The following is a 23,039-nucleotide window of genomic DNA, read 5'->3' as shown; positions in this document are numbered from 1 at the left end:
CGCAGCATATATCAATCAGACATGCTGTACATAATTCTCTCAGTGGAAAGGGGAAAAAACGAACTTTTTTGCCTTTTTCTTTGACTAAAACCGATTTGGAAGATAATATTCGCGCCCTATGCAAAAGGTAAAAATACCGCGATCGATTGATCCGGCTAAAGCAGCTCAAAAACGACTCGATTGTGATGGTATCATCCAACTCAGTCTTTTTAAGCGTTTAGAAGAATCAGTCGCAGGCGTTAAACGCGACGCACAAGTCTCATTGTCATTTGGGCTTGATGAACAGCGACTAGTTGTTATCTCTGGTAAAGCTAACATCTCTGTCGATTTAGAGTGTCAACGCTGTAACAAGGTTTTCGCACATGAGTGCGAAGTCCAATTCAAGTATACTCCTTACTTGGGGAGTAAAACGGATGAAGACGCACCGGAAGAGTACGATTTGGTAGATCCGAATGAGTACGGTGAGATCGACCTTGTACAATTAGTTGAAGACGAGTTCATCATTAATTTGCCACAAGTAGCAATGCACGATAGAGCGGAATGTAGCGTTAATTCAGACAATTTAGTATTTGGTGAACTTCCAGAAGAACTAGCGGAAGAAAAGCCGAATCCATTTGATGTTTTAAAAAACTTAAAACGATAATTCGTTATAGGTTAAGACAAAGGAGTAGGGTCAATGGCCGTACAAAAGAGCAAAAAATCACGCGCACGTCGTGGCATGCGTCGTTCACATGATGCGCTAACCACATCTGCACTATCTGTAGATGCGACTTCAGGTGAAACTCACCTACGTCACAACATGACTGCTGACGGTTATTACCGTGGCAAAAAGGTTATCAGCAAGTAAGGTTGACCTTTGCAATATTTAACCGTTGCACTTGATGCAATGGGCGGGGATTTCGGTCCTCGCGTAACAGTGCCTGCCGCCGTGCAGGCACTGTCGCATTTCCCAGAGCTCAAAGTGATCCTCGTTGGTGATCAAGTGTTGATCACACATCAATTATCTCAATTAGGTTATGAACTTAATACTCGCTTGAGTATTTTGCACAGTGACCGCGTTATTTCTAACTCCGAAAAACCTTCTCTGGCCTTACGCAATAGTGCTGGAAGTTCAATGGGCATCGCAATTGACCTAGTTTCTGATAGCCGTGCTGATGCTTGTGTCAGTGGTGGTAATACAGGTGCGCTCATGGCGTTATCTCGTTTTCGTCTGAAATTGCTGCCCGGCATTGATCGTCCTGCATTAGTTTCAGCGTTGCCGACGGCTTCAGGTCAACGCACTTGGATGCTGGATTTGGGTGCGAACGTATCAAGTGATGCAGATTCTCTGTTTCAATTTGCTGTCATGGGGAGTGCGCTGGCCGAACAGCATTTAGGTCGTTCTGCAAAAGTTGCCATCCTTAATATTGGTGCGGAAGAGATTAAAGGGAATGATTTAGTGAAGCGTTGCGCTGAAATGCTGAATCAAACTCAGGCCGTCAACTATATCGGCTATATCGAAGGTAATCAGTTGTTGGATGATGTCGCTGATGTGATTGTTTGCGATGGTTTCGTCGGCAATGTTTGCCTGAAAGCATGTGAAGGCACAGCACAACTCTTTATTGATAAGTTAAAAAGCCAACTTTTGGGCTCATCCATAAAGGGTTGGATTGCACGAAAACTGTTTTCTTCATTATTTACTGAACTAAAAACATTGAACCCCGACCAGTATAACGGCGCAAGTTTGTTAGGATTGCGCGGCATTGTCATAAAAAGTCATGGAAGTGCTGATGTACTCGCCGTCGTGAATGCGATTTCCGAAGCGGTACACGAGGTCAAACGACAAGTCCCCAGCCGTATAAGCGATCGTTTGGAAGCGGTTTTACTCGAGAGGCATTATTAGTCTTCATGTATAGCAAAATTTTAGGTACTGGCAGCTACTTGCCATCTCAGGTGCGTACCAACGCAGATTTAGAGAAAATGGTAGAGACAAGCGATGAGTGGATTATTGCCCGTACGGGTATTCGTGAGCGCCGTATTTGCGCGGAGAATGAAACCGTTGCGGATATGGCTTTCTATGCAGCGCAAAATGCCATTCAAATGGCCGGCATTGATAAAAACGATATTGATCTGATTATTGTTGCCACAACCAGCAGTAGCCATGCATTTCCTTCGGCGGCATGTCAGGTGCAAGGTAAGCTTGGCATCAAAGGATGCCCTGCTTTTGATTTAGCGGCGGCCTGTTCGGGTTTTGTCTATGGATTATCGATTGCAGATCAACACATTAAATCGGGTATGTGTAAAAACATTCTTGTCATTGGTGCTGATGCCTTGTCTAAAACTTGCGATCCAACGGACCGTTCGACGATCATTTTATTTGGTGATGGCGCAGGCGCTGTCATTATTGGCGCAAGTGAAGAGCCGGGCATTTTGTCGACTCATATCTATTCTGATGGTGAGTTTGGCGAGCTCTTGAGTTTACCTGTTCCAGAGCGTGGTGGTGATGCTGATAAATGGCTCTATATGGCGGGTAATGAAGTCTTTAAAGTGGCAGTGACGCAACTCTCTAAGCTTGTTAAAGATACGCTTGCTGCCAATAACATGCACAAATCAGAATTAGATTGGTTAGTGCCTCATCAAGCTAACTATCGCATTATTTCCGCGACCGCGAAAAAACTATCGATGTCACTTGACCAAGTCGTAATAACGCTTGATCGCCATGGTAATACGTCTGCTGCTACCGTCCCAACCGCGCTCGATGAAGCCGTACGAGATGGTCGAATTCAACGTGGTCAAACGTTATTGCTTGAAGCCTTCGGTGGTGGTTTTACTTGGGGCTCGGCACTCGTTAAGTTTTAAGCGGATAGATTTTTATTTTAAGGGGTTGGTTCAACCTCTTGTTTTTACTTAAGGAAACAAACAATGAGCAAGTTTGCTATCGTATTTCCAGGTCAAGGCTCGCAATCAGTTGGTATGCTTGCAGAACTTGGTCAGCAGTATGATGTCATTCAACAGACATTTGCCGAAGCTTCTGAAGTGCTGGGTTATGATTTATGGGCATTGGTACAAAATGGCCCAGTAGAAGATCTTAACCAAACCTCTCGTACTCAACCGGCATTACTCGCTTCTTCTGTTGCCCTTTGGCGGTTATGGCAAAGCCTAGGTTTAGAGCAGCCAGCCTTGCTTGCTGGCCATAGCTTGGGTGAGTATTCCGCACTGGTGTGTGCAGGTGTAGTTGACTTTAAGCAAGCCATCAAATTAGTAGAGCTGCGCGGTCAGTTAATGCAAGAAGCCGTTCCGGCAGGCGTAGGTGCGATGTCGGCTATTATCGGTCTTGATGATGAGCTGATAGCAAAAGCGTGTGAAGAAGCTGCTCAAGGTGAAGTGGTTTCACCGGTTAACTTTAACTCGCCAGGCCAAGTTGTCATCGCAGGCAATAAAGATGCAGTTGAACGTGCGGGTCAGTTATGTAAAGAGGCCGGAGCAAAGCGCGCGCTGCCATTGCCAGTTTCTGTTCCTTCTCACTGTGCTTTAATGAAGCCAGCAGCAGACAAGTTAGCGGTTGCATTACAATCGATTGAATTTCATGCACCACAAATTCCGGTTATCAACAATGTGGATGTAATAGCAGAAATTGATCCGGCCAAAATTAAAGATGCGTTAGTTCGTCAACTATACAGCCCTGTTCGTTGGACGGAATGTGTACAGTTGATGAGTGAGCAAGGCATAGAAAAGCTGCTTGAAGTTGGCCCAGGCAAAGTTTTGACAGGCCTGACTAAGCGCATTATTAAATCGCTTGAATCAGCAGCAGTGAATGACATTGCTTCACTTGATGCCGTTAAGTAATCAAAGGAAAGAATAGATGATGAACCTAGAAGGCAAAATTGCTCTCGTGACTGGCGCAAGCCGTGGTATTGGCCGAGCGATCGCTGAATTATTAGTTGAACGCGGTGCAACAGTGATCGGCACGGCGACTAGCGAAAGCGGTGCAGCGGCAATCAGTGAATATCTTGGTAATAATGGTAAAGGCCTAGCGCTGAACGTGACGGATGTGGAATCTATCGCAGCGACGCTGAAAACCATCAATGACGAGTTTGGCGTGATCGATATTCTTGTGAATAACGCCGGGATTACTCGTGATAATCTATTAATGCGCATGAAAGATGATGAATGGTCAGATATTATTGATACCAACTTAACGTCTATCTTCCGCTTATCGAAAGCGGTGCTACGTGGCATGATGAAAAAGCGCAATGGTCGCATCATCAATGTGGGCTCTGTTGTCGGTACTATGGGTAACGCTGGTCAAACCAACTACGCAGCGGCAAAAGCGGGCGTAATTGGCTTTACTAAGTCTATGGCTCGTGAAGTTGCATCTCGTGGTGTGACGGTTAACACAGTTGCGCCAGGTTTTATCGAAACAGATATGACAAAAGCGCTGAATGATGACCAACGTACTGCTACACTAGCCCAAGTGCCAGCTGGCCGCTTAGGCGATCCACGCGAAATTGCGTCGGCAGTGGTATTTTTAGCTTCTCCAGAGGCTGCCTACATTACGGGTGAAACTTTGCACGTAAATGGCGGGATGTACATGGTATAAGTTGGTTTTTGAACGTTATTGATGAAATAAAGGCTTTGCTATTGTCAACAACGTGTAAAACTTGCTAACTATATGCGCAACATTTGTGCATGATTTAAGTCAAAAATGGTCTTAATTTCGGTTAAAATCGGTAAAATTGTGGTTTGACCAGCAATGACCCACTTGCAACTTTCCCTAGTTAGAATAAACTACGGAACCATCGCATTAGGCGAAATCTGTAAAGGAAAAGAAAACATGAGCAACATCGAAGAACGCGTAAAGAAAATCATTGTTGAACAGCTAGGTGTAGACGAAGCAGAAGTAAAGAATGAAGCTTCTTTCGTAGAAGATCTAGGTGCTGATTCTCTAGATACAGTTGAGCTAGTAATGGCTCTAGAAGAAGAATTCGATACTGAAATTCCAGATGAAGAAGCTGAGAAGATCACTACTGTTCAAGCTGCAATCGACTACGTAAACAGCGCTCAGTAATATCTCTCCCCAGGCGGCCCTCTGGCCGCCTGAGTTTTTCTAACTCTTCTATACCTCTCATAGAACTTTTCAACTCCGGAGAATATGATCGTGTCCAAGCGTCGTGTCGTTGTCACTGGCATGGGTATGTTGTCACCGGTAGGCAACACTGTAGAATCTTCTTGGAAAGCCCTGCTAGCTGGTCAAAGCGGTATCGTTAATATCGAACATTTTGATACCACCAATTTTTCAACTCGTTTTGCAGGTCTAGTCAAAGACTTTAACTGCGAAGAGTATATGTCTAAAAAAGATGCCCGTAAGATGGATCTCTTTATCCAGTACGGTATTGCGGCGGGTATCCAAGCACTTAATGATTCTGGTATCACAGTAACTCCAGAAAATGCCCCAAGAATCGGTGTTGCTATCGGCTCTGGTATTGGTGGTCTTGACTTGATTGAAACTGGCCATCATGCCTTGGTAGAAAAAGGCCCACGTAAAGTGAGCCCGTTCTTTGTACCCTCAACGATTGTCAACATGGTTTCAGGCAACTTGTCTATCATGCGTGGTCTTCGTGGTCCAAATATCGCTATTTCTACCGCATGCACAACAGGTTTACATAACATTGGCCATGCGGCACGTATGATTGCATACGGTGATGCCGATGCGATGGTGGCAGGTGGTGCAGAAAAAGCATCGACACCACTTGGCATGGCGGGTTTTGGCGCAGCAAAAGCATTGTCTACGCGTAATGATGAACCGCAAAAAGCGTCTCGTCCTTGGGACAAGGGCCGTGATGGCTTTGTTCTAGGTGATGGTGCGGGTGTTATGGTTCTTGAAGAATATGAACATGCTAAAGCACGCGGTGCGAAGATTTACGCTGAGTTAGTTGGCTTTGGTATGTCTGGTGATGCTTATCACATGACTTCACCAAGCGAAGACGGTTCAGGCGGTGCGTTAGCGATGGAAGCCGCGATGCGTGATGCGGGCGTAACAGGTACTCAAATCGGTTACGTCAACGCTCATGGTACTTCGACTCCAGCTGGTGATGTTGCGGAAATTAAAGGTGTTAAGCGCGCTTTAGGTGAAGAAGGTTCGAAACAAGTTCTTGTCTCTTCTACTAAATCGATGACTGGTCATTTGCTAGGCGCGGCTGGTTCTGTAGAAGCCATTATCACCGTTATGTCATTAGTTGACCAAATTGTTCCACCAACCATTAACCTTGATGATCCAGAAGAAGGTTTAGGCATTGATCTTGTTCCACACACTGCCCGCAAAGTGGAAGGTATGGAATATGCAATCTGTAACTCTTTTGGTTTTGGTGGTACAAACGGCTCGTTGATTTTCAAAAAAATCTAATGATTGTGGTTGTGACACTTGAGTTTGAACGGCTTGATGCTTAGCATTGAGCCGTTTCTTTTTGTGGAGTAAGCACGATGTTTTGGGTAAATGGACAACCTAGTGACACTCTATCTCTTACTGATCGCTCTTTTCAGTATGGGGATGGTTGCTTCACAACGATTCTCGTTTGCGATGGTGAGCTTCAATATTGGGATATGCACGTTGAACGCATGGAATCTTGTTTGCGGTGTTTAGCTATTCCCGCCCCTGATTGGCGGCAAGTTGAACATTGGCTCTCAACGATCGTTCCTAGTACCGCGAAATCCGGTGTGAAAATTCATATTAGCCGCGGACAAGGTGGTCGGGGTTATAGCCCTGCTAACGTTGGCGATTCTCAAGTCACTATCAGTACCTTTGAGTATCCAGCCCATTATGGGCAGTGGATAGCCGATGGTATCGAGCTTGGTGTTTGCCAACAGCGGATGGGACTCTCGCCATTATTGGCGGGTCACAAACATAACAATCGACTAGAACAAGTTTTATTGAAGTCAGAGATGGATGCAAAAGGGTACGCTGACGGCATCGCGCTAGACATCAATGAGCATGTCATAGAAACTACGGTTGCAAATATTTTTTGGGTGTCAGGGGATAGGTTATGTACGCCAAGCTTAGACAATGCAGGCGTAGCTGGGGTTATTCGCCGTGTATTATTGGCGGCGGCTACCGATCTCAAGGTTGAGGTGAGAGCATTCTCATTAGAAGAGTTATTGTCGGCAGATGAAGTGTTTATTACTAACTCCTTATTAGGCGTTGCGCCTGTCACGGCAATTGCAAATACGATTTTCCCTATTGGTAAAATAACACGCTATTTTCAGGAGCGTTTTAACTCGTGATTAATCGAATTCTCGTTGTATTACTACTGATCATTATCGCCGTTGGAGCTGGATATTTCTACATTGAGCGACAGGTAGATGCTTATTTAGAACAGCCTCTATCGCTTCCTTCATCGCAAGTCGTGACCATAAAATCTGGTACAAGCCTTAATGGCGTATTAACGCTATTGAATGAGAAAAAATGGATAACGGATTTTTCGATGTACAAGTTAGTGCGACGTCTGCATCCTGAAATAACCAAAATTAAGGCGGGAACTTACCAAGTACAACCCGGAGATCGATTGATCGATCTCTTAAGTGACGTGATATCCGGTAAAGAGCATCAGTTTTCTATTACCTTTGTCGAAGGGAGCCGCTTTAATGAGTGGCGAGCTCTGCTTGCACAAACCGAAGGCGTGACAAACACGATAGCTGATTTGGCAGAAGCCGACATTGCCCAAAAATTAGGCATTGAGCAGCAAAAGCTTGAAGGATTGTTTCTAGCGGAGACTTATCATTTCCCTTTTGGAACGACCGATCTTGAGATCCTAAAAAGGGCCAATAGACGTCTTGAGAAAATACTCGATCAACATTGGGTCAATCGCCAGCCAAATCTGCCAATTAAAACGCCTTATGAAGCGTTGATTTTGGCGTCAATTATTGAAAAGGAAACGGCTATTGCTTCAGAGCGAGGGCGCATTGCCTCCGTTTTTGTCAATCGACTCAATAAACGGATGCGGCTACAGACTGATCCTACGGTCATTTACGGGCTTGGCGATGCCTACGATGGCAATCTTCGTAAAAAAGACTTAAGAACACCGACGCCATTTAATACTTATACTATTTTTGGTTTACCTCCTACGCCTATTGCGATGGCGGGGGAAGCCTCAATCAAAGCGGCATTAAACCCAGAGCAGAGCAATTATTTGTATTTTGTTGCCAGTGGCTCTGGTGGACACGTTTTTTCTAAAACATTGAATGAACATAATCGCGCTGTTCGCGCTTATTTAAAACAGTTAAGAACCCAGTCATGAATGCTAAATTTATTGTTGTAGAAGGTTTAGAAGGCGCAGGAAAAAGCACTGCTATTCAATCCATTAGAGAAACACTTATTGAGTTCGGCGTGACAAATATCACTCATACTCGTGAGCCGGGTGGAACTGTTTTAGCAGAAAAAATGCGCGCCTTAGTTAAAGAAGAGCATGAAGGTGAAGTGCTTCAGGATATGACTGAGCTGTTATTAATGTACGCCGCTCGTGTTCAATTGGTTGAAAATGTGATTAAGCCTGCACTTGCGGCTGGTTCGTGGGTGGTTGGTGATCGCCATGATATGTCCTCTCAAGCCTATCAAGGTGGTGGGAGGCAAATTCCGCTAGAAACGATGCAAAACCTTAAAAAGGTAACGCTAGGTGATTTTAAGCCAGATTTTACTCTCTATTTGGACCTAGATCCGAGCATCGGTTTAGAAAGAGCCAGAGGTCGAGGTGAGCTTGACCGTATCGAAAAAATGGATATTGGTTTTTTTGAGCGCACGCGTGAACGTTACCTTGCCCTAGCTAAGGAAGATAAAAGCGTGGCTGTGATTAATGCTGAACAAACAATAGAAGCGGTGGCATTCTCTATCAAAGCAGCGTTAACCCAGTTTCTAGAAACCAATATGCTAGAGAGAAACTAGGGCTAAACATTGAGTAACAAATTAATGATAAATGATCTGTATCCTTGGTTAGCAGGCTATTGGCTTCAGTGGCAAACCAGCCTCAATAACCAGCAGTTCCCAGCGGCGAGCTTACTCGTTTCTCCCTCAGGGCTGGGCGCTGAACGGCTCATTGAGAAGTTGAGTGCAGCAGTGATGTGTTCGCATAGCCATTCAGAAGCGTGTGGGTTTTGTCATAGCTGCGAATTGATGAAGTCTGGTAGTCACCCTGATTTTCATCTGATCTCGCCTGAAAAAGAGGGGAAGGCGATTACCGTTGATCAAATTAGGCAATGCAATAAGTTGGCTCAAGAATCGGCGCAGCTTTCTGGTGCTCGCTTTATCGTTATTAATCCCGCCGATTCCATGAATGAATCAGCAGCGAATGCACTGCTCAAAACGTTAGAAGCTCCGGGGCGCAATTGTTTTTTCTTACTTGTCGCCTCTCGTGTCAACCCATTACTCCCAACCATTATCAGTCGCTGTCAAAAAACGGTGCTGACACCACCGAGCAGTGAACAAGTCTCGCATTGGTTAAGTGAACAGACATCGCAACCTGTCCCTCCTTATGCGGCGCATTTAAATGGTTATTCACCACTAAATACGTTGGCGTTTATTCAATCGGGAGAGTTAGCAAAATATCAGGCTTTTGAGCAAAATATTGCTCATTGCTTAACCGATACTAGTGCCGATATTTCCGCTTGTGTGAAGCAGATTAATGAGGCGCCTACCCAATATTTGGCTTGGTTGTGGACCATGTTGACCGATACGCAAAAGGTACAATTTGGCGTGGTTGAACAGCAGCAGCTTCCGATTAGCCTTCGATTAGCAAAACAGATCAGCTACCCAGTACTTTATCGCCAAACCAAGGCATTAACTCGTTTGATGGAAGAACTAAAGACGTTTAGTGGGCTCAATAGCGAGCTACTGATCAGCGATTGGCTATTTAACTTTAATGATGAGAAAACATGTTTGTAGATTCGCACTGCCACTTAGATAAACTTGATTACGATACGCTCCATATCGATGTTGCTGATGTAGTAGAAAAAGCTCGTCAAGCCAATGTTAAGCAATTGCTTTCTGTTGGCGTAACGCTGGATTCTTTTGAACCAATGTTAGAGCTTATTCAGCCCTTTGATAATGTTCATGCTTCTTGTGGTGTTCATCCACTTGACGTTGAAAATCATTTTGAATTGACCCGCTTCCATCAATACGCGAGTCATCCCAAAGTGGTCGCGATTGGCGAAACGGGGCTAGATTATCACTATCAACCGGAAACGGCTGAATTACAGAAGTTACGGTTTTCACAGCACATTGAAACCGCCGTTGCCCTTAACAAACCTTTGATTATTCATACACGAAATGCCCGGGCCGATACTCTTGAAATGCTCCGTGATGGTGGGGCAGAAAGGTGCGGTGGTGTTATCCATTGTTTTACTGAAGATCTTGCCTTTGCACAAGCCGCTATGGAGCTTGGCTTTTATATTTCTATCTCAGGAATTGTCACGTTTAGACAAGCGACAGAATTGAAAGAAGTTGTGAAGGCGCTGCCCTTGGAACGCTTGCTGATTGAAACTGATTCCCCTTATCTTGCGCCGGTTCCACACCGTGGTCAGCAAAATCAGCCGGCCTACGTTGTTGAGGTTGCTGCTTATATCGCACAGCTAAAAAATCTGTCATTAAAAGAAATTGAAGAAAAAACGACCGAAAATTACCAAAATCTTTTTTTGCGACGGAAAGTTGAATTGTCGTGAGAAATGCGTGTAAGACGGCGTTTTTTATCAAGTTAGCGTGATAATTAACAACTTATTACCTTGTTTACTTAATCTGTTGAAAAAATAAGCTTGAAAGTTAAAATTGTAATTTTGTTACTAAAAATAACAAGTGCGCTAATTTTATTCACTCTGTGAAATTAATGGTATTGTTAACAATGTCATTATAAAACATGTAGTTATATTAATTGATTGGCAGAGTTTACACCCTCCCGCATTGTGATCGGTCTATTGTTTTGAAACAAAATTTCGTTACTAACTAGAAAGTTTGAGTGGCATCAAGATATATTTAGAGGCGAAAAATATAATGCGATATGTGGTTACATTTTCATTGGGTGCTAACATTTAGGCTACGGGGGTGTGCCGTTAGAACCCAAACAATTCTAATAACTTAATCAGGAGCATAAACATGTTTAAAAACCTTTTTGCAAACCTGCAGAAAGTTGGTAAGGCTCTGATGCTTCCAGTATCAGTTTTACCAGTTGCGGGTATTTTGCTTGGTGTGGGTGCAGCGAACTTTAGCTGGCTACCAGAAGTTGTTTCACATTTAATGGAACAAGCTGGTGGTTCGGTTTTTGGTCAAATGGCACTACTCTTTGCAGTAGGTGTAGCATTAGGCTTCACGAATAACGATGGTGTTTCAGGCCTGTCAGCAATTGTTGGCTATGGCATCATGGTTGCGACGCTAAAAGTAATGGCAGTCGTAATGGGTGTTGATAACATCGAGACGGGCGTTCTTGGTGGTATCCTTGCAGGTGGTGTTGCTGCTTGGGCATTCAATCGTTTTTACAAAATTCAACTTCCTGAATATCTTGGCTTCTTCGCGGGTAAACGTGCAGTACCAATCATTACGGGTTTCCTTGCGATTGCTCTAGGTATTGTTTTATCTATCATTTGGCCTCCTGTAGGTTCAGCTATCGCAACATTCTCTGATTGGGCTGCTAACCAAAACCCAGTAACCGCATTTGGTATCTACGGTGTTGTTGAGCGTTCATTGATTCCATTTGGTCTTCACCACATCTGGAACGTGCCTTTCTTCTATGAAGCAGGTACATGTACCAACAATGCAGGAACTACCGTTCACGGTATCATGACTTGTTTCTTGACTGCTGATGATGCGTCTCGCGCTGCAGGTAACGGTTTCGGTCAACTAGCGGGTGGCTACCTATTCAAAATGTTCGGTCTTCCAGCTGCAGCAATTGCAATTGCACACAGTGCTAAACCAGAAAACCGTGCCAAAGTAATGGGTATCATGGCGTCAGCTGCATTGACTTCATTCCTAACGGGTATTACAGAACCTATTGAGTTCTCGTTCCTATTCATCGCTCCAGTACTTTATGTTGTTCATGCTTTGCTAGCTGGTCTTGCTTATGTATTGACTAACGCTCTAGGTGTTGTTCACGGTCACACGTTCTCGAACGGTTTCATTGACTTTGTTGTTCAATCTCCTCGTGCTGAAAACATGTTGCTATTGGTTGGTCTAGGTATTGCTTATGCAGTTCTATACTATGTCGTGTTTACTTTCGTTATCCGTACGATGAACCTGAAAACTCCAGGTCGTGAAGATGAATCTGAAGAAGCTTCTTCTGCTACAGGTAGTGAGTTAGCTGGTGAACTTGTTGCAGCCTTTGGTGGTAAAGAAAACATCACTAACCTAGATGCATGTATTACTCGTCTACGCGTTTCTGTTGCTAAAACAGAAGCAGTAAACCAAGAGAAATTGAAACAGCTTGGTGCTGCGGGTGTTGTTGTTGTATCGGGTGGCGTTCAAGCTATCTTTGGTACTAAGTCTGACAACCTTAAAACTGAAATGGATGAGTGGATCCGTAACCACGGTTAATTCATATCTTTTCATTCCCCTATAAAAAAGGAGGCGAAAGCCTCCTTTTCTTTTGCCGCTAACTCGCTCATTAGCCATTCCCTATTTTTATAAGTTGATCATTGCCATCTCATTTATTAGTTGAGTTGTCCGCTTGCGGCGATAAGACGGATCTCTCGCTTGGCTTGTTGACTTAACTCTCTTTTATCTCAAACGATAATCAAGTAAGGGCTATTTCGCTCTATTCCTTTATTCACATCACTTGTTTAATTTTGCTGTGGTTTGGGTGGCATGAATAGGTTTGGCTTCAAGAGGCAGGTGTAGCGGTTGTCGACAGGCATAAAAAAAGCCGATGATGACATCGGCTTTTAGAATCAACAGGATTATTGTTTGTTCATGGCTTTTTTAATGCAGATGGCGGCGCCACCCCACGTAATGCCCAAACCAATAATCATCATAATAATTGCACTTGTCGTCATTAGTTGCACTCCTTGCGGCTTGTTGCATTGATTGTTACGCCTATAGCGAATAGTAACCCGATCATGACCCATCCTAGGGTGAGGTCATAACCACCGTAACCCTCTGTGAATAGAGCGTTCAGTTTTGTGGCGACAATAATGGCCAAAATCACAGGTGAGATAAAGCGCAGACAAATATCAAACCACACGCCAATATTGAAATCGGAAATGCTGTTCACGTATTTGCGTACGTCAGAAATCTTAAATAGCCATGCCATAAGCGTAAGTTCCACTAGACAGCTCGCCATAATGCCCACGTTGTTTGCGAAGTGGTCGACAAGGTCGAGTAGCAACAGGCCACCGTTGGTCGCAAAGGCCATTGAAACCAAAAACCCTACGCTGATAACTACATTAGCGGCCTTTTTACGGCTCCATTTTAGCTTATCGATGACGGCTGAGGTGACGGCTTCAATGATTGATATGTGTGAGCTTAGGCCTGCAACAACAAGTGCAAAGAAGAAGATTGGCCCAAGAATATAGGGCGCTGGCAATAGGTTGATAGCCGCTGGTAACGTAACGAATGCAAGCCCAACGCCCGCAGACACGACTTCTGTCAACGGTTTGCCTTGTTCATGAGCCATGTAGCCAAGAACAGAGAAAATCATAATCCCCGCCAGAATTGAGAAACCACAGTTGATCAATACTGTCATGAAGGCGTTATTCGTTATGTCTGATTTCTCAGGAAGGTAGCTGGAATACGCCAGCATGATGGCAAAACCAATACTTAGGGTGAAGAAAATCTGTCCATAAGCAGCAGCCCAAACCTTCACATCCCAGATCTTGTCAAAGTCAGGCTCAAACATGTAGTTCACACCATCTAATGCACCTGGTAGGAAAATCATGCGGCCAATCAAAAGCAGTACCATGATAAACAGTATTGGCATCATGATTTTTGAAGCGCGTTCGATTCCAGATTTCACTCCACCGACGATAGCAGCATAAGTAATGGCCCATGCAATCAGCATTGCAATGGCGATTTTCCATTGAATACTACCGAGATTGGTCGGTGAATTATCGCCTAGTGCTAAATAGTTGCTAAAGAAGAAAGCGTTAGTATCGGTTCCCCAACTTTGTGTAAACGACATACCAAAGTAGGAAATAGCCCAGCCAATAACGGCCACATAATACACAGCAATAATAGCGGCAACCCCTACTTGGAACCAACCTAACCATTCAAATTTTGCGTGAATTTTAGCCAGAGTGGCTGGTGCTGAACCGCGATGCTTTTGACCCATGCTGAACTCTAGGATCATAAACGGTATACCCGCTGTGATCATGGCGAAAAGGTAAGGGATGAAGAATGCACCACCCCCATTCTCATAAGCCATATAAGGGAAACGCCATATGTTTCCAAGACCGATAGCCGAACCTACGGCAGCCAGAATGAACCCTGCACGGGATCCCCATTGTTCTCGCTTCATTGTTTACTCCTTTACGACTTCCCTGAGGTATGAAGCTTCTCTTCGGCTGCGGAGCCAGTGTTGGAGTGATGAATACTATCGGTACACTAAATAGACCGTGAATATTTGCGCCATCATCCATGAACTGGCAAAAAGTTAGTGTTATATGTTGTCAGCTTTCAGAGAACTCAGAATATTGTTCTTAATAGTTCGATGTGTGTTTGCTGTATCTGAAATAATCAGCTACGCATGGGTTCGAGACTACAGACTAATCTAAGTTAAGGCAATAGATTGTAAATGTTATTCTCTGGTTTTTTGATGGTGTATTAGTTGTTAATTAATTGGGATTTAGGTGGAATGAACGTCATTTTTTAATAAGAATGGAATTTATAACTTCGTTGTCTAAAAAATATAAATGATAAAACTATTTTTTGTCGAAGAGTGTATGACTGAAAAACATACACTCACTAGTGAATCACACCACAATTTTATCTTGGTTTAAAAACGAACTGTTAGGCCGATATTAGCCGAAAATTGATTGATCCAATCAGATTTAAAACGAATCGCGCACGTTTCTGAAGAGGGCAGTGTGCAGGTTTCTGAAGTTTCGTTGTCAACAGAGGTACCTAACCAACGCACTTGGCTATTCAGCGCAATGTTATCGGTAAAGGCATACTCAAAACCCCCAAACAAGCTTGAAGAAAAACCATATTTATCTTTAGCCCAGTCAACATCCGTATAAGAACCACCGATACCTAGGCCTATATAAGCGGTCAATTGTTGGCTTGTCGGATAATAAATGCTGCTTTGAAAGTGGAGATAATGGATGTTGGCATCCGTGTTAATGGTTTCAACAGAGGTGTTTTGAGTGGCATAAAACAGACCAATTCGGCCTTTTTCGTAATCAGTTTCTATAGCGAGGCCATAACCAGAGGAAGCTTTTAAATCGTATTCATTGCTGGCTTGATCCTCGACTTCGCCCCCAATGATATACCCAAAAAAGGGAGAGACGATGACTTGCGCTTGTGCATAGTGAGCAGATAAAGCTCCTATGATAAGAATGATTTTATTGTATTGATGCATAATTATTAACCTAAGCCACTTTTTAACGATTAGGTTATTGTGATGGTAACTCCATAATTGTGCACGAAAAACCAACGATTCTTGAAGATACTTCACACTGATGTTATTACTTTGTTATCTGATAGGAGGTGGCTATGGAACTTGATCTAAAATATGCATTAGTGATTACTGCAACGGTCTTTACTATTCTCGTCGGTTTTGGTTTGATCGCTATCAGCCATTAATCAACGAGGGTTCTGCTGATGAACACTAGTGGAACTATCTCTGATAAAGAGACGAGAGCGGATTTAGATCGGCTCTCGAAGTACATTGGAGGAAAAAATGCATTGGTTGCCCAAGGTGGTGGCCAAAGAGGTATTTTTACCGCAGGTGTGTTAGATGCGTTCCTTCTTTCCAATTTTGATCCCTTTGATGAATTTTATGGCACCTCTGCAGGTGCATTGAATTTGTGCGCTTACCTATGCCGTCAACATGGGTTAGGCAAGGCTTTTATTTTAGAACTAACCACGGATGCTAATTTTTTTAATCTATTTAGCTACGTTCGGCGTAAGCAGTTCATGAACTTGGATTGGGCTTTAGATCGCATATCGGAATTTCCTTATCGGTTGGATGTCGATATGGGAGCCCAAGTCCTTGCGAAAAGAAAAGCTTATGCTGCTGTTACCTCAGCACACTCACTCCACGACCATTATTTCCCGATATTAGCAAGTAACTGGAGAGAGGTGTTGATTGCCACCTGTGCGATTCCCCGCTTATATCCGCATGAAGTCAAGCTGAGTGATGACCTATATATTGATGGTGGAGTATCGGCATCAATTCCAGTTCAGGAGGCATGGCGTAGAGGTGCCCGTTTTGTCGCGGTAATCCGCACTGAATGTCCTGATGTCGACGCGGTAGAGAGTGGGTTACCGATGAAGCCGTTGCCTTCTGCTAAGCCTTACAACGAGGCTCATTGGTTACATGAACCTTTGCAAAATATTCAAGGTCAGTGGCGACAAAAATTGTCTTACTGGAAGCAAGAGTGGAGTGGTCTTCTCCATCAACAAATAGAACGTTCTAAGCTACAAAAACGTGAGCAAATGAATTTGGAGCTACTCAATGGTGGACGCTGGTTATTTGGCGCTGATGATATTTATCGCTTGAGTCATTTAATTGGTGACAAGTTTGATTCGGGGTTAGCGGATATGTTAATGGTGCATTACCAAACTTATTCTCTTACTCAAGAATTTTTGCGTGCGCCGCCGGATGATGTTTACATCCTACAGATTGTGCCCAGCGAACCATTGAGGTCAAGATCTCTCTTAAGCAGTCAAGAAGATCTGCTTTATGATTATGAGCTGGGACTGACGGCGGGTTATCGCTTTATCGACCAATTTAACCAAGCGCAGTCGGCATATCAGTCCCGTATTGCATCATCGGATTATTTTCCCCGCGACCATTAAGTCAACGGGGATCACGGGTTATTCAAGGACCGGCAGGATACGCATGCAGTTGGTTGACCCTTCGACATCCATAATGTCACCTTGAGTGATGATCACTAAGTCACCGAACTCTAACAATTTTTTCTCCTTAAGCGTATTGAGAGCTGCAACGGCCACATCAAAACCAGTGTCTGCTTTGGTATCAAAATAGACGGGTGTGACTCCCCGATATAGAGCGCAGCGGTTTAAACTTCGTTCATTGGGCGACATAGCAAAGATAGGCAGTACAGAATTTAAGCGTGAGGTCATAAGCGCTGTTCTTCCTGATTCGGTCAGAGTCACCATGGCTTTGATTCCTTCCATGTGATTGGCCGCGTAGATAGTGGACATCGCAATGGTCTCTTCAGCAGTCACAAACGAAGTATCGATTCGGTAATTTTGTTGGCTAGCTTCGATCATTTTTTCCGCGCCGACACACACTTCGGCCATCGAACGAACCGTTTCTACTGGGTATTTCCCAGCAGCAGTTTCACCTGAAAGCATCACCGCATCGGTTCCGTCAAGCACCGCATTGGCAACATCCATTACCTCCGCGCGGGTTGGCATTGGGTTCTCTATCATTGACTCCATCATTTGTGTTGCTGTGATCACTACTCTATTGAGTGCCTTAGCGCGGCGGATCAGCTTTTTCTGCACACCAACCAGCTCAGGATCACCAATTTCTACCCCCAAGTCACCACGAGCGACCATGATCACATCGGAGGCCATAATGATGTCATCAATATTGTGATCACTGGCCACGGTTTCTGCCCGTTCCACTTTCGCCACGAGCTTGGCCTCAAGGCCTGCATCACGAGCGAGGCGGCGCGCGTATTTCATATCTTCGCCATTGCGAGGAAATGAAATGGCCAGATATTCAACCTGTATTTCGGCGGCGAGTAGTATGTCTCGTTTGTCTTTTTCGGTCAGCGCTTCCGCCGATAAACCGCCACCCTTTTTATTGATGCCTTTGTTATTTGAAAGTGGACCACCGACGGTGACTATGGTGTGTATTTTAGCACCATCGACTGCTGTGACGAGTAGTTGTACTCGTCCGTCGTCCAATAGCAGCAAGTCATCCTGTTGCACATCTTGTGGTAGTTTTTTGTAGTCAATGCCAACCGAGTCTTGGTCACCTTGCCCTGGGGGGAGCTCTGCATCAAGAACAAATCGGTCACCTTCATTTAAGTAGACTTTTCCTTCTTTAAATGTGGAGACTCTAATTTTTGGTCCTTGTAAATCACCAAGTAAAGCGACATGGCGACCCAACTTAGCAGCGATAGCTCTTACTCGTTGCGCTCGCAGTTTATGGTCCTCGGAGCTACCATGTGAAAAATTCATGCGCACAACATTTGCGCCAGCTTTGATAATCGCCTCTAATATCTCGCCTTTGTCTGTTGATGGGCCTAAAGTAGTCACGATTTTTGTTCTTCTTAACACAGCGGTCATTGTGTTCTCCTGATGGGGCGGGAATCTAGATTGAGTATATGCAAGATCTGGCGAAAGAAAGGGAATAAGAGTGAAATTTATCGACAGGTGTCAGATGATTTTTGTCACAAAAAAAGAGGAGTTTCATATTTTTTGAATGTAAACAAATGGCAGTTTATTGGCTAAATACACGAAGATCTAGGTATATCCGTGATGCTTGTCACGGCAATATACTAAAGCGCTTCACAATTACTTCGCAAAGTAAAAAAATTGGCATGTTATTGATTTCTGGAGCTCCCAATGTATATGGCGCAACCAGGCCATATTGATCATATCAAACAGGTCAATGCTGGTCGTGTATATAAACTCATTGACCAAAAAGGTCCCATTTCTCGCATCGATTTATCGAAGGAGAGTGAGCTTGCTCCGGCAAGTATTACCAAAATTACTCGTGAGTTAATTGAAGCTCATTTAATCCATGAAACGACAGTACAAGAAGCGATCAGCCGTGGCCGCCCAGCCGTTGGTTTACAAACCAATAATGAGGGATGGCAATTTTTATCCATGCGTTTAGGGCGTGGTTACCTAATTATTGCCCTGCATGAGTTGGGTGGTGAAGTGTTGATCGACACCAAAATTGAGATCCATGAGCTAGACCAAGATGACGTGCTCGCTAGGTTGCTTTACGAAATTGAAGAATTTTTTCAAACCTACTCGTCGCAATTGGATCGAGTGACGAGTATCGCAATTACCTTGCCCGGTTTAGTGAATTCAGAGCAAGGGATTGTGCTGCAGATGCCTCATTACAATGTGGAAAATCTGGCTCTTGGTCCTGAAATTTATAAGGCAACGGGCCTACCTGTATTTGTGGCGAATGATACCCGAGCTTGGGCACTGGCTGAAAAGTTGTTTGGCCACTCGCAAGGCAATGAAAATTCGGTTCTTATCTCTATTCACCACGGTTTAGGGGCCGGCATTATCCTTGATGGCAGGGTGCTGCAAGGTCGGCACGGGAATATCGGTGAGTTAGGTCATATCCAAATTGATCCGCACGGTAAACGTTGCCATTGTGGCAATATTGGCTGTTTGGAGACAGTCGCCAGTTCGCAAGCAATTCGTGAAGAAGTGGCGCTGCGTATTGCAAACGGTGAGGTTTCATCATTGACTGAGCACAGTGAAATCACTATTGAAGATATCTGTGAGGCCGCAGCAGAGGGTGACCCATTAGCGGTGGATGTGATAGAGAAACTAGGGCGTTATTTAGGGGCCGCAATCGCAATTGTGATCAACCTGTTTAACCCAGAAAAAATTCTTATCGGTGGTGTTATCAACCAAGCTAAGAACGTGTTATACCCTGCATTGCAAAAATGCATCGAAGAGCAGAGCTTACCTGTCTATCATCAAGATCTCGAATTAGTGGAATCACGTTTTTATAAACAGGCAACCATGCCCGGTGCGGCTTTGATTAAACAAGCTCTCTATGATGGACTTTTGCTGATGAAAGTTGTCGAAGGTTAATTTTTTCGCGGTTAGATCATTTATATTTTTTACAATTAACCCATATGGCTATACTGTTATGTGAGTTCACTATAATTTTCGGGATTTCGTATGTCAGGTGTTTTAAATACGGTTGACCAGCGCACCAATCTTGTCGGAGAGAATCGACTTGAGTTGCTTTTATTCAGCTTAAATAGCCGGCAAATTTTTGCGATCAATGTATTTAAGGTGAGGGAAGTGATCAAAGTTCCTCAGTTAACGAAATTGCCCGGTTCTCATCATAATATTACGGGTGTAGCCTCATTGAGGGGAGTGCCAGTTCCTGTCATTGATTTGCGCAGTGCGATCGGTTTTCCTCCATCTCGCTTGGATAGCCAGGAACAGAACCTCATCATCACTGAGTACAATCGAACCATTCAAGGTTTTTTGGTTGGGCAAGTTCGCAATATTATCAATACCGCATGGACTGAAATTCAGCCACCACCGCGTTTAGCTGGCCGTTCTAATTACCTTACCGCTATCACCCATGTTAAAGAGGTCAACAGTAGCCATATTGTTGAAATCATTGATGTTGAAAAAGTGTTAGCTGAGATTATTGATTATGACGTTTCTATCTCAGAAGGTGTTCTTGATCATGATTTGGTTGCGGAGATGGTCGGGCGAAAAATTCTGATTGTGGATGATTCTTCAACGGCTCGTAACCAAATAAAAGGGACGCTCTCACAGCTTGGTTTGGAAATTGTCGAATGCAGAGATGGCTTAGAAGCATTGAATCTTCTGAAGTCGTGGAGCGATGAAGGAAGAGATGTAACGAGTGAGCTTTTACTGATGATCACCGATGCTGAAATGCCAGAAATGGACGGCTATAAACTGACTTCCGAGATCCGTAATGATCCGAGAATGAAATCACTATTTATTACGTTAAACACGTCACTCAGTGGCAGCTTTAATGAAGCCATGGTACAAAAAGTGGGTTGTGATCGTTTTATCTCTAAATTCCAACCCGATTTATTAGTACAAGTGGCACAAGACCGATTACGTGATGTGCTTTCGTAAGATTTTTAGCCATCATTACAATAAAGTCGTCTCTAATGTAATGTGCTGACATGAAATAGTAACGTTCACCTCAAACGACAATGCCTTGCTGATGAGGCAAGGCATTGAAAGATTAAGAAAAAGCTAAGCCATTACTCTTTCGGTTGTGCATCGATACATTGACCATTCACGGCTTGGCTTTCCGGCGCCATTAAATAGAGATAAAGCGGCATGATATCTTTAGGCGTTTTCAACAGCTCCACATCTTCAGCGGGATAAGCTTTGGCGCGCATGCCTGTGCGCGTGCCACCGGGATTAATTGCATTCACTCGAATTGATGTGTTGCTTAGCTCATCAGCTAGCACTTGCATCATCCCTTCTGTGGCGAATTTTGACATAGCATAAGTGCCCCAAAAAGCACGACCATCATGGCCTACGGTTGAAGACGTAAATACAATCCGCGCATCTGGAGATTTGTGCAGCAATGGCAGCGCCGCTTGGCTGAGTAAGAATTGCGCTTTGACGTTGACCTGCATGACATCGTCATAAGAATCTTCACCGATCTGCTCAAACGGGCTGATCACACCCAAAAGACCCGCGTTATGTAGCACACCATCTAAGCGACCAAACTGCTCTGCAATGGTATCGATCATATCGAGGTAATGTTGCTTGGTGGCTCCTTTCATGTCCAGCGGAACAATCGCAGGTGTTGCGTAGCCAGCGTTTTCTATCTCATCATAAGTTTGTTCTAACTTTTTCACCGTGCGGCCGAGCAAAATGACGGTTGCGCCGTGGGCTGCATAGCTGATGGCGGCTTGTTTACCGATACCGTCGCCAGCACCTGTAACTAAAATGACTCTATCTTTGAGGGCATCTGCAGAAACTGAATAATCCACCTTGTGCTTCCTTATTGTTATGATTTGCTTTAAGTCTTCGTGACAAGGTGGTTACAATACACCAAATTAAAACCTATGAGGATTAGGACGTTGGAATTTTTATTGGACTACGGCCTATTTTTGGCCAAGATTGCGACAATCGTCGTCGCTCTTGTTGTGCTATTGGTCATTGTGAAATCAGTGGGCGGAAAAAACAGCGCGCAGAAAGGCGAGCTGGAAGTGGTGAATTTAACCGAGCGTCATAAAGAAATGGTCGAGCAGATGGAACAGCATCTGCATGATGATGCTTTCTTGAAGGCTCGCGATAAAGCAGAAAAGAAAAGCGAAAAAGAGAAAAACAAAGTACGTGACAAAGCGATCAAAAAAGCGGCCAAAGAGGGAGCGTTAGATACCAAACGTGAACCGCATCTCTTTGTCTTGGATTTCAACGGCAGTATTGATGCCAAAGAAGTGAGTTCGCTACGCGAGGAAGTGACCTCCATTCTCGCCGTTGCTCGTCAAGGTGATGAAGTGTTGCTGCGTTTAGAGACTGGCGGTGGCATGGTGCATGGCTATGGTTTAGCTTCTTCGCAGCTCGATCGCATTAAAGCAGCTGGGTTACCCCTAACCATCGCAGTTGATAAAGTGGCCGCCAGCGGTGGTTATATGATGGCGTGTATTGCTGATAAAATTGTGGCCGCTCCTTTTGCGATTGTCGGTTCTATTGGCGTTATCGCGCAACTACCTAACTTTAATAAACTGCTTAAAAAACATGATATTGAATTTGAACAACTGACCGCAGGTGAATACAAACGCACGCTGACTATGTTTGGTGAAAACAGTGATAAAGCGCGCGATAAGTTCAAGCAAGAACTCGAAGAGACTCACGAACTGTTTAAAGATTTTATCCGCGAGCATCGCCCAGCGCTTGACCTTGAGAAAGTGGCCACTGGCGAACACTGGTTTGGGACTCAAGCTCAAGAGCTCGGTTTAGTTGATGAGATCAAAACTTCTGACGACTTAGTGGTTGCTGCGTGTAAAGATAAAACGGTACTGGCAATCCATTATGTGCAGAAGAAAAAACTGACTGATAAATTGGCTGGTGTTGCGGGCGAAGCGGCTGATAGCGTGCTTCTGAAATTGATCAGTCGCGGTCAACGGCCAATCGTTTAGGTTAGGTGCGTCTTTCTCGAAGCAGGCAGATTATTTTTCAAGAGAGTATT

Annotated in this window: 24 protein-coding genes; 19 read left to right on the top strand and 5 right to left on the bottom strand. The window is 44.2% G+C overall.

Annotation, left to right across the window (positions count from 1 at the left end; all coding sequences use genetic code 11):
- Positions 1–118 precede the first annotated feature (118 nt).
- The 14 genes from yceD to ptsG all read left to right on the top strand — a co-directional run bounded on the left by yceD (position 119) and on the right by ptsG (position 12,541).
- Positions 119–643 carry a 23S rRNA accumulation protein YceD gene (gene yceD, locus AACT18_RS10920; RefSeq protein WP_010319120.1) on the top strand — a complete coding sequence of 175 codons (525 nt, stop codon included), beginning with the start codon at positions 119–121 and terminating at the stop codon, positions 641–643.
- A gap of 33 nt (positions 644–676) precedes the next feature.
- Positions 677–847, top strand: a complete 171-nt coding sequence (rpmF, locus tag AACT18_RS10915) for a 50S ribosomal protein L32 (RefSeq protein ID WP_010319119.1) — start codon at positions 677–679, stop codon at positions 845–847.
- A 9-nt stretch (positions 848–856) separates the two neighbouring features.
- Positions 857–1,882, top strand: coding sequence for a phosphate acyltransferase PlsX (gene plsX / locus AACT18_RS10910; protein ID WP_017042562.1), 1,026 nt, complete (start codon positions 857–859; stop codon positions 1,880–1,882).
- 5 nt (positions 1,883–1,887) lie between these two features.
- Complete coding sequence (locus tag AACT18_RS10905; RefSeq protein WP_010319117.1) at positions 1,888–2,838, top strand: beta-ketoacyl-ACP synthase III; 951 nt, start codon at positions 1,888–1,890, stop codon at positions 2,836–2,838.
- 63 nt (positions 2,839–2,901) lie between these two features.
- On the top strand, positions 2,902–3,825 hold the full coding sequence (gene fabD, locus AACT18_RS10900) for an ACP S-malonyltransferase (RefSeq protein ID WP_017045257.1): 924 nt from the start codon (positions 2,902–2,904) through the stop codon (positions 3,823–3,825).
- Positions 3,826–3,844: 19 nt separating this feature from the next.
- Positions 3,845–4,579 (top strand): 3-oxoacyl-ACP reductase FabG, encoded by a 735-nt coding sequence (gene fabG, locus AACT18_RS10895; protein ID WP_026027249.1) that lies wholly within the window; start codon positions 3,845–3,847, stop codon positions 4,577–4,579.
- 234 nt (positions 4,580–4,813) lie between these two features.
- Positions 4,814–5,047, top strand: coding sequence for an acyl carrier protein (acpP, locus tag AACT18_RS10890; protein WP_014204679.1), 234 nt, complete (start codon positions 4,814–4,816; stop codon positions 5,045–5,047).
- A 90-nt stretch (positions 5,048–5,137) separates the two neighbouring features.
- Positions 5,138–6,382, top strand: a complete 1,245-nt coding sequence (gene fabF, locus AACT18_RS10885) for a beta-ketoacyl-ACP synthase II (protein WP_026028275.1) — start codon at positions 5,138–5,140, stop codon at positions 6,380–6,382.
- Positions 6,383–6,459: 77 nt separating this feature from the next.
- Positions 6,460–7,257 (top strand): aminodeoxychorismate lyase, encoded by a 798-nt coding sequence (pabC, locus tag AACT18_RS10880; RefSeq protein ID WP_094125422.1) that lies wholly within the window; start codon positions 6,460–6,462, stop codon positions 7,255–7,257.
- Positions 7,254–8,270 carry an endolytic transglycosylase MltG gene (mltG, locus tag AACT18_RS10875; RefSeq protein WP_094125421.1) on the top strand — a complete coding sequence of 339 codons (1,017 nt, stop codon included), beginning with the start codon at positions 7,254–7,256 and terminating at the stop codon, positions 8,268–8,270. The genes pabC and mltG overlap by 4 nt, the downstream gene beginning before the upstream one ends.
- Entirely contained in the window at positions 8,267–8,911 is a 645-nt protein-coding gene (gene tmk / locus AACT18_RS10870; RefSeq protein ID WP_017045261.1) for a dTMP kinase, read from the top strand. Before mltG ends, tmk begins: the two co-directional genes overlap by 4 nt.
- Positions 8,912–8,920: 9 nt before the next feature.
- Positions 8,921–9,907: a DNA polymerase III subunit delta' gene (holB, locus tag AACT18_RS10865; RefSeq protein ID WP_094125420.1), complete on the top strand. Its 987-nt coding sequence runs from the start codon at positions 8,921–8,923 to the stop codon at positions 9,905–9,907.
- Positions 9,898–10,683 carry a TatD family hydrolase gene (locus AACT18_RS10860; protein ID WP_094125419.1) on the top strand — a complete coding sequence of 262 codons (786 nt, stop codon included), beginning with the start codon at positions 9,898–9,900 and terminating at the stop codon, positions 10,681–10,683. Before holB ends, AACT18_RS10860 begins: the two co-directional genes overlap by 10 nt.
- Before the next feature lie 427 nt (positions 10,684–11,110).
- A complete protein-coding gene (gene ptsG / locus AACT18_RS10855) occupies positions 11,111–12,541 on the top strand; it encodes a PTS glucose transporter subunit IIBC (RefSeq protein ID WP_013856413.1) in 1,431 nt (476 codons plus the stop codon).
- Between the two features lie 362 nt (positions 12,542–12,903).
- Here ptsG and AACT18_RS10850 read toward each other — a convergent pair whose 3' ends face one another.
- The 3 genes from AACT18_RS10850 to AACT18_RS10840 form a co-directional block, all read right to left on the bottom strand.
- Positions 12,904–12,999 (bottom strand): MetS family NSS transporter small subunit, encoded by a 96-nt coding sequence (locus AACT18_RS10850; protein WP_010319106.1) that lies wholly within the window; start codon positions 12,997–12,999, stop codon positions 12,904–12,906.
- Positions 12,999–14,459, bottom strand: a complete 1,461-nt coding sequence (locus AACT18_RS10845; protein ID WP_017045264.1) for a sodium-dependent transporter — start codon at positions 14,457–14,459, stop codon at positions 12,999–13,001. The genes AACT18_RS10850 and AACT18_RS10845 overlap by 1 nt, the downstream gene beginning before the upstream one ends.
- A 477-nt stretch (positions 14,460–14,936) precedes the next feature.
- A complete protein-coding gene (locus AACT18_RS10840) occupies positions 14,937–15,617 on the bottom strand; it encodes an outer membrane beta-barrel protein (RefSeq protein ID WP_094124669.1) in 681 nt (226 codons plus the stop codon).
- A 38-nt stretch (positions 15,618–15,655) separates the two neighbouring features.
- On the opposite strand from AACT18_RS10840, the gene cydH reads away from it, so the two are divergent.
- Positions 15,656–15,745 carry a cytochrome bd-I oxidase subunit CydH gene (cydH, locus tag AACT18_RS10835; protein WP_094123948.1) on the top strand — a complete coding sequence of 30 codons (90 nt, stop codon included), beginning with the start codon at positions 15,656–15,658 and terminating at the stop codon, positions 15,743–15,745.
- An 18-nt stretch (positions 15,746–15,763) separates the two neighbouring features.
- Complete coding sequence (locus AACT18_RS10830; protein ID WP_094124670.1) at positions 15,764–16,963, top strand: patatin-like phospholipase family protein; 1,200 nt, start codon at positions 15,764–15,766, stop codon at positions 16,961–16,963.
- A gap of 18 nt (positions 16,964–16,981) precedes the next feature.
- On the opposite strand, the gene pyk is transcribed toward AACT18_RS10830, so the two are convergent.
- Positions 16,982–18,430, bottom strand: a complete 1,449-nt coding sequence (gene pyk, locus AACT18_RS10825) for a pyruvate kinase (protein WP_017045267.1) — start codon at positions 18,428–18,430, stop codon at positions 16,982–16,984.
- 279 nt (positions 18,431–18,709) lie between these two features.
- Between pyk and mlc the strand changes: the two genes are divergently transcribed.
- Positions 18,710–19,927 carry a sugar metabolism global transcriptional regulator Mlc gene (gene mlc / locus AACT18_RS10820; RefSeq protein WP_013856420.1) on the top strand — a complete coding sequence of 406 codons (1,218 nt, stop codon included), beginning with the start codon at positions 18,710–18,712 and terminating at the stop codon, positions 19,925–19,927.
- A gap of 90 nt (positions 19,928–20,017) precedes the next feature.
- Positions 20,018–20,962 (top strand): chemotaxis protein CheV, encoded by a 945-nt coding sequence (locus AACT18_RS10815; RefSeq protein WP_017048555.1) that lies wholly within the window; start codon positions 20,018–20,020, stop codon positions 20,960–20,962.
- A gap of 131 nt (positions 20,963–21,093) precedes the next feature.
- Here AACT18_RS10815 and AACT18_RS10810 read toward each other — a convergent pair whose 3' ends face one another.
- Complete coding sequence (locus AACT18_RS10810; protein WP_094125654.1) at positions 21,094–21,837, bottom strand: YciK family oxidoreductase; 744 nt, start codon at positions 21,835–21,837, stop codon at positions 21,094–21,096.
- A 90-nt stretch (positions 21,838–21,927) separates the two neighbouring features.
- Here AACT18_RS10810 and sohB point away from each other — a divergent pair, with 90 nt between their 5' ends.
- Positions 21,928–22,989 (top strand): protease SohB, encoded by a 1,062-nt coding sequence (gene sohB, locus AACT18_RS10805; protein ID WP_094125653.1) that lies wholly within the window; start codon positions 21,928–21,930, stop codon positions 22,987–22,989.
- The last annotated feature ends 50 nt before the right edge of the window (positions 22,990–23,039 follow it).

The sequence above is a fragment of the Vibrio sp. V04_P4A5T148 genome (genome assembly GCF_963875605.1).
Classification (GTDB): domain Bacteria; phylum Pseudomonadota; class Gammaproteobacteria; order Enterobacterales; family Vibrionaceae; genus Vibrio; species Vibrio anguillarum.
The sequence above is the reverse complement of the archived record's forward strand: the minus strand, read 5'-3'. Positions and strand labels throughout refer to the sequence as shown.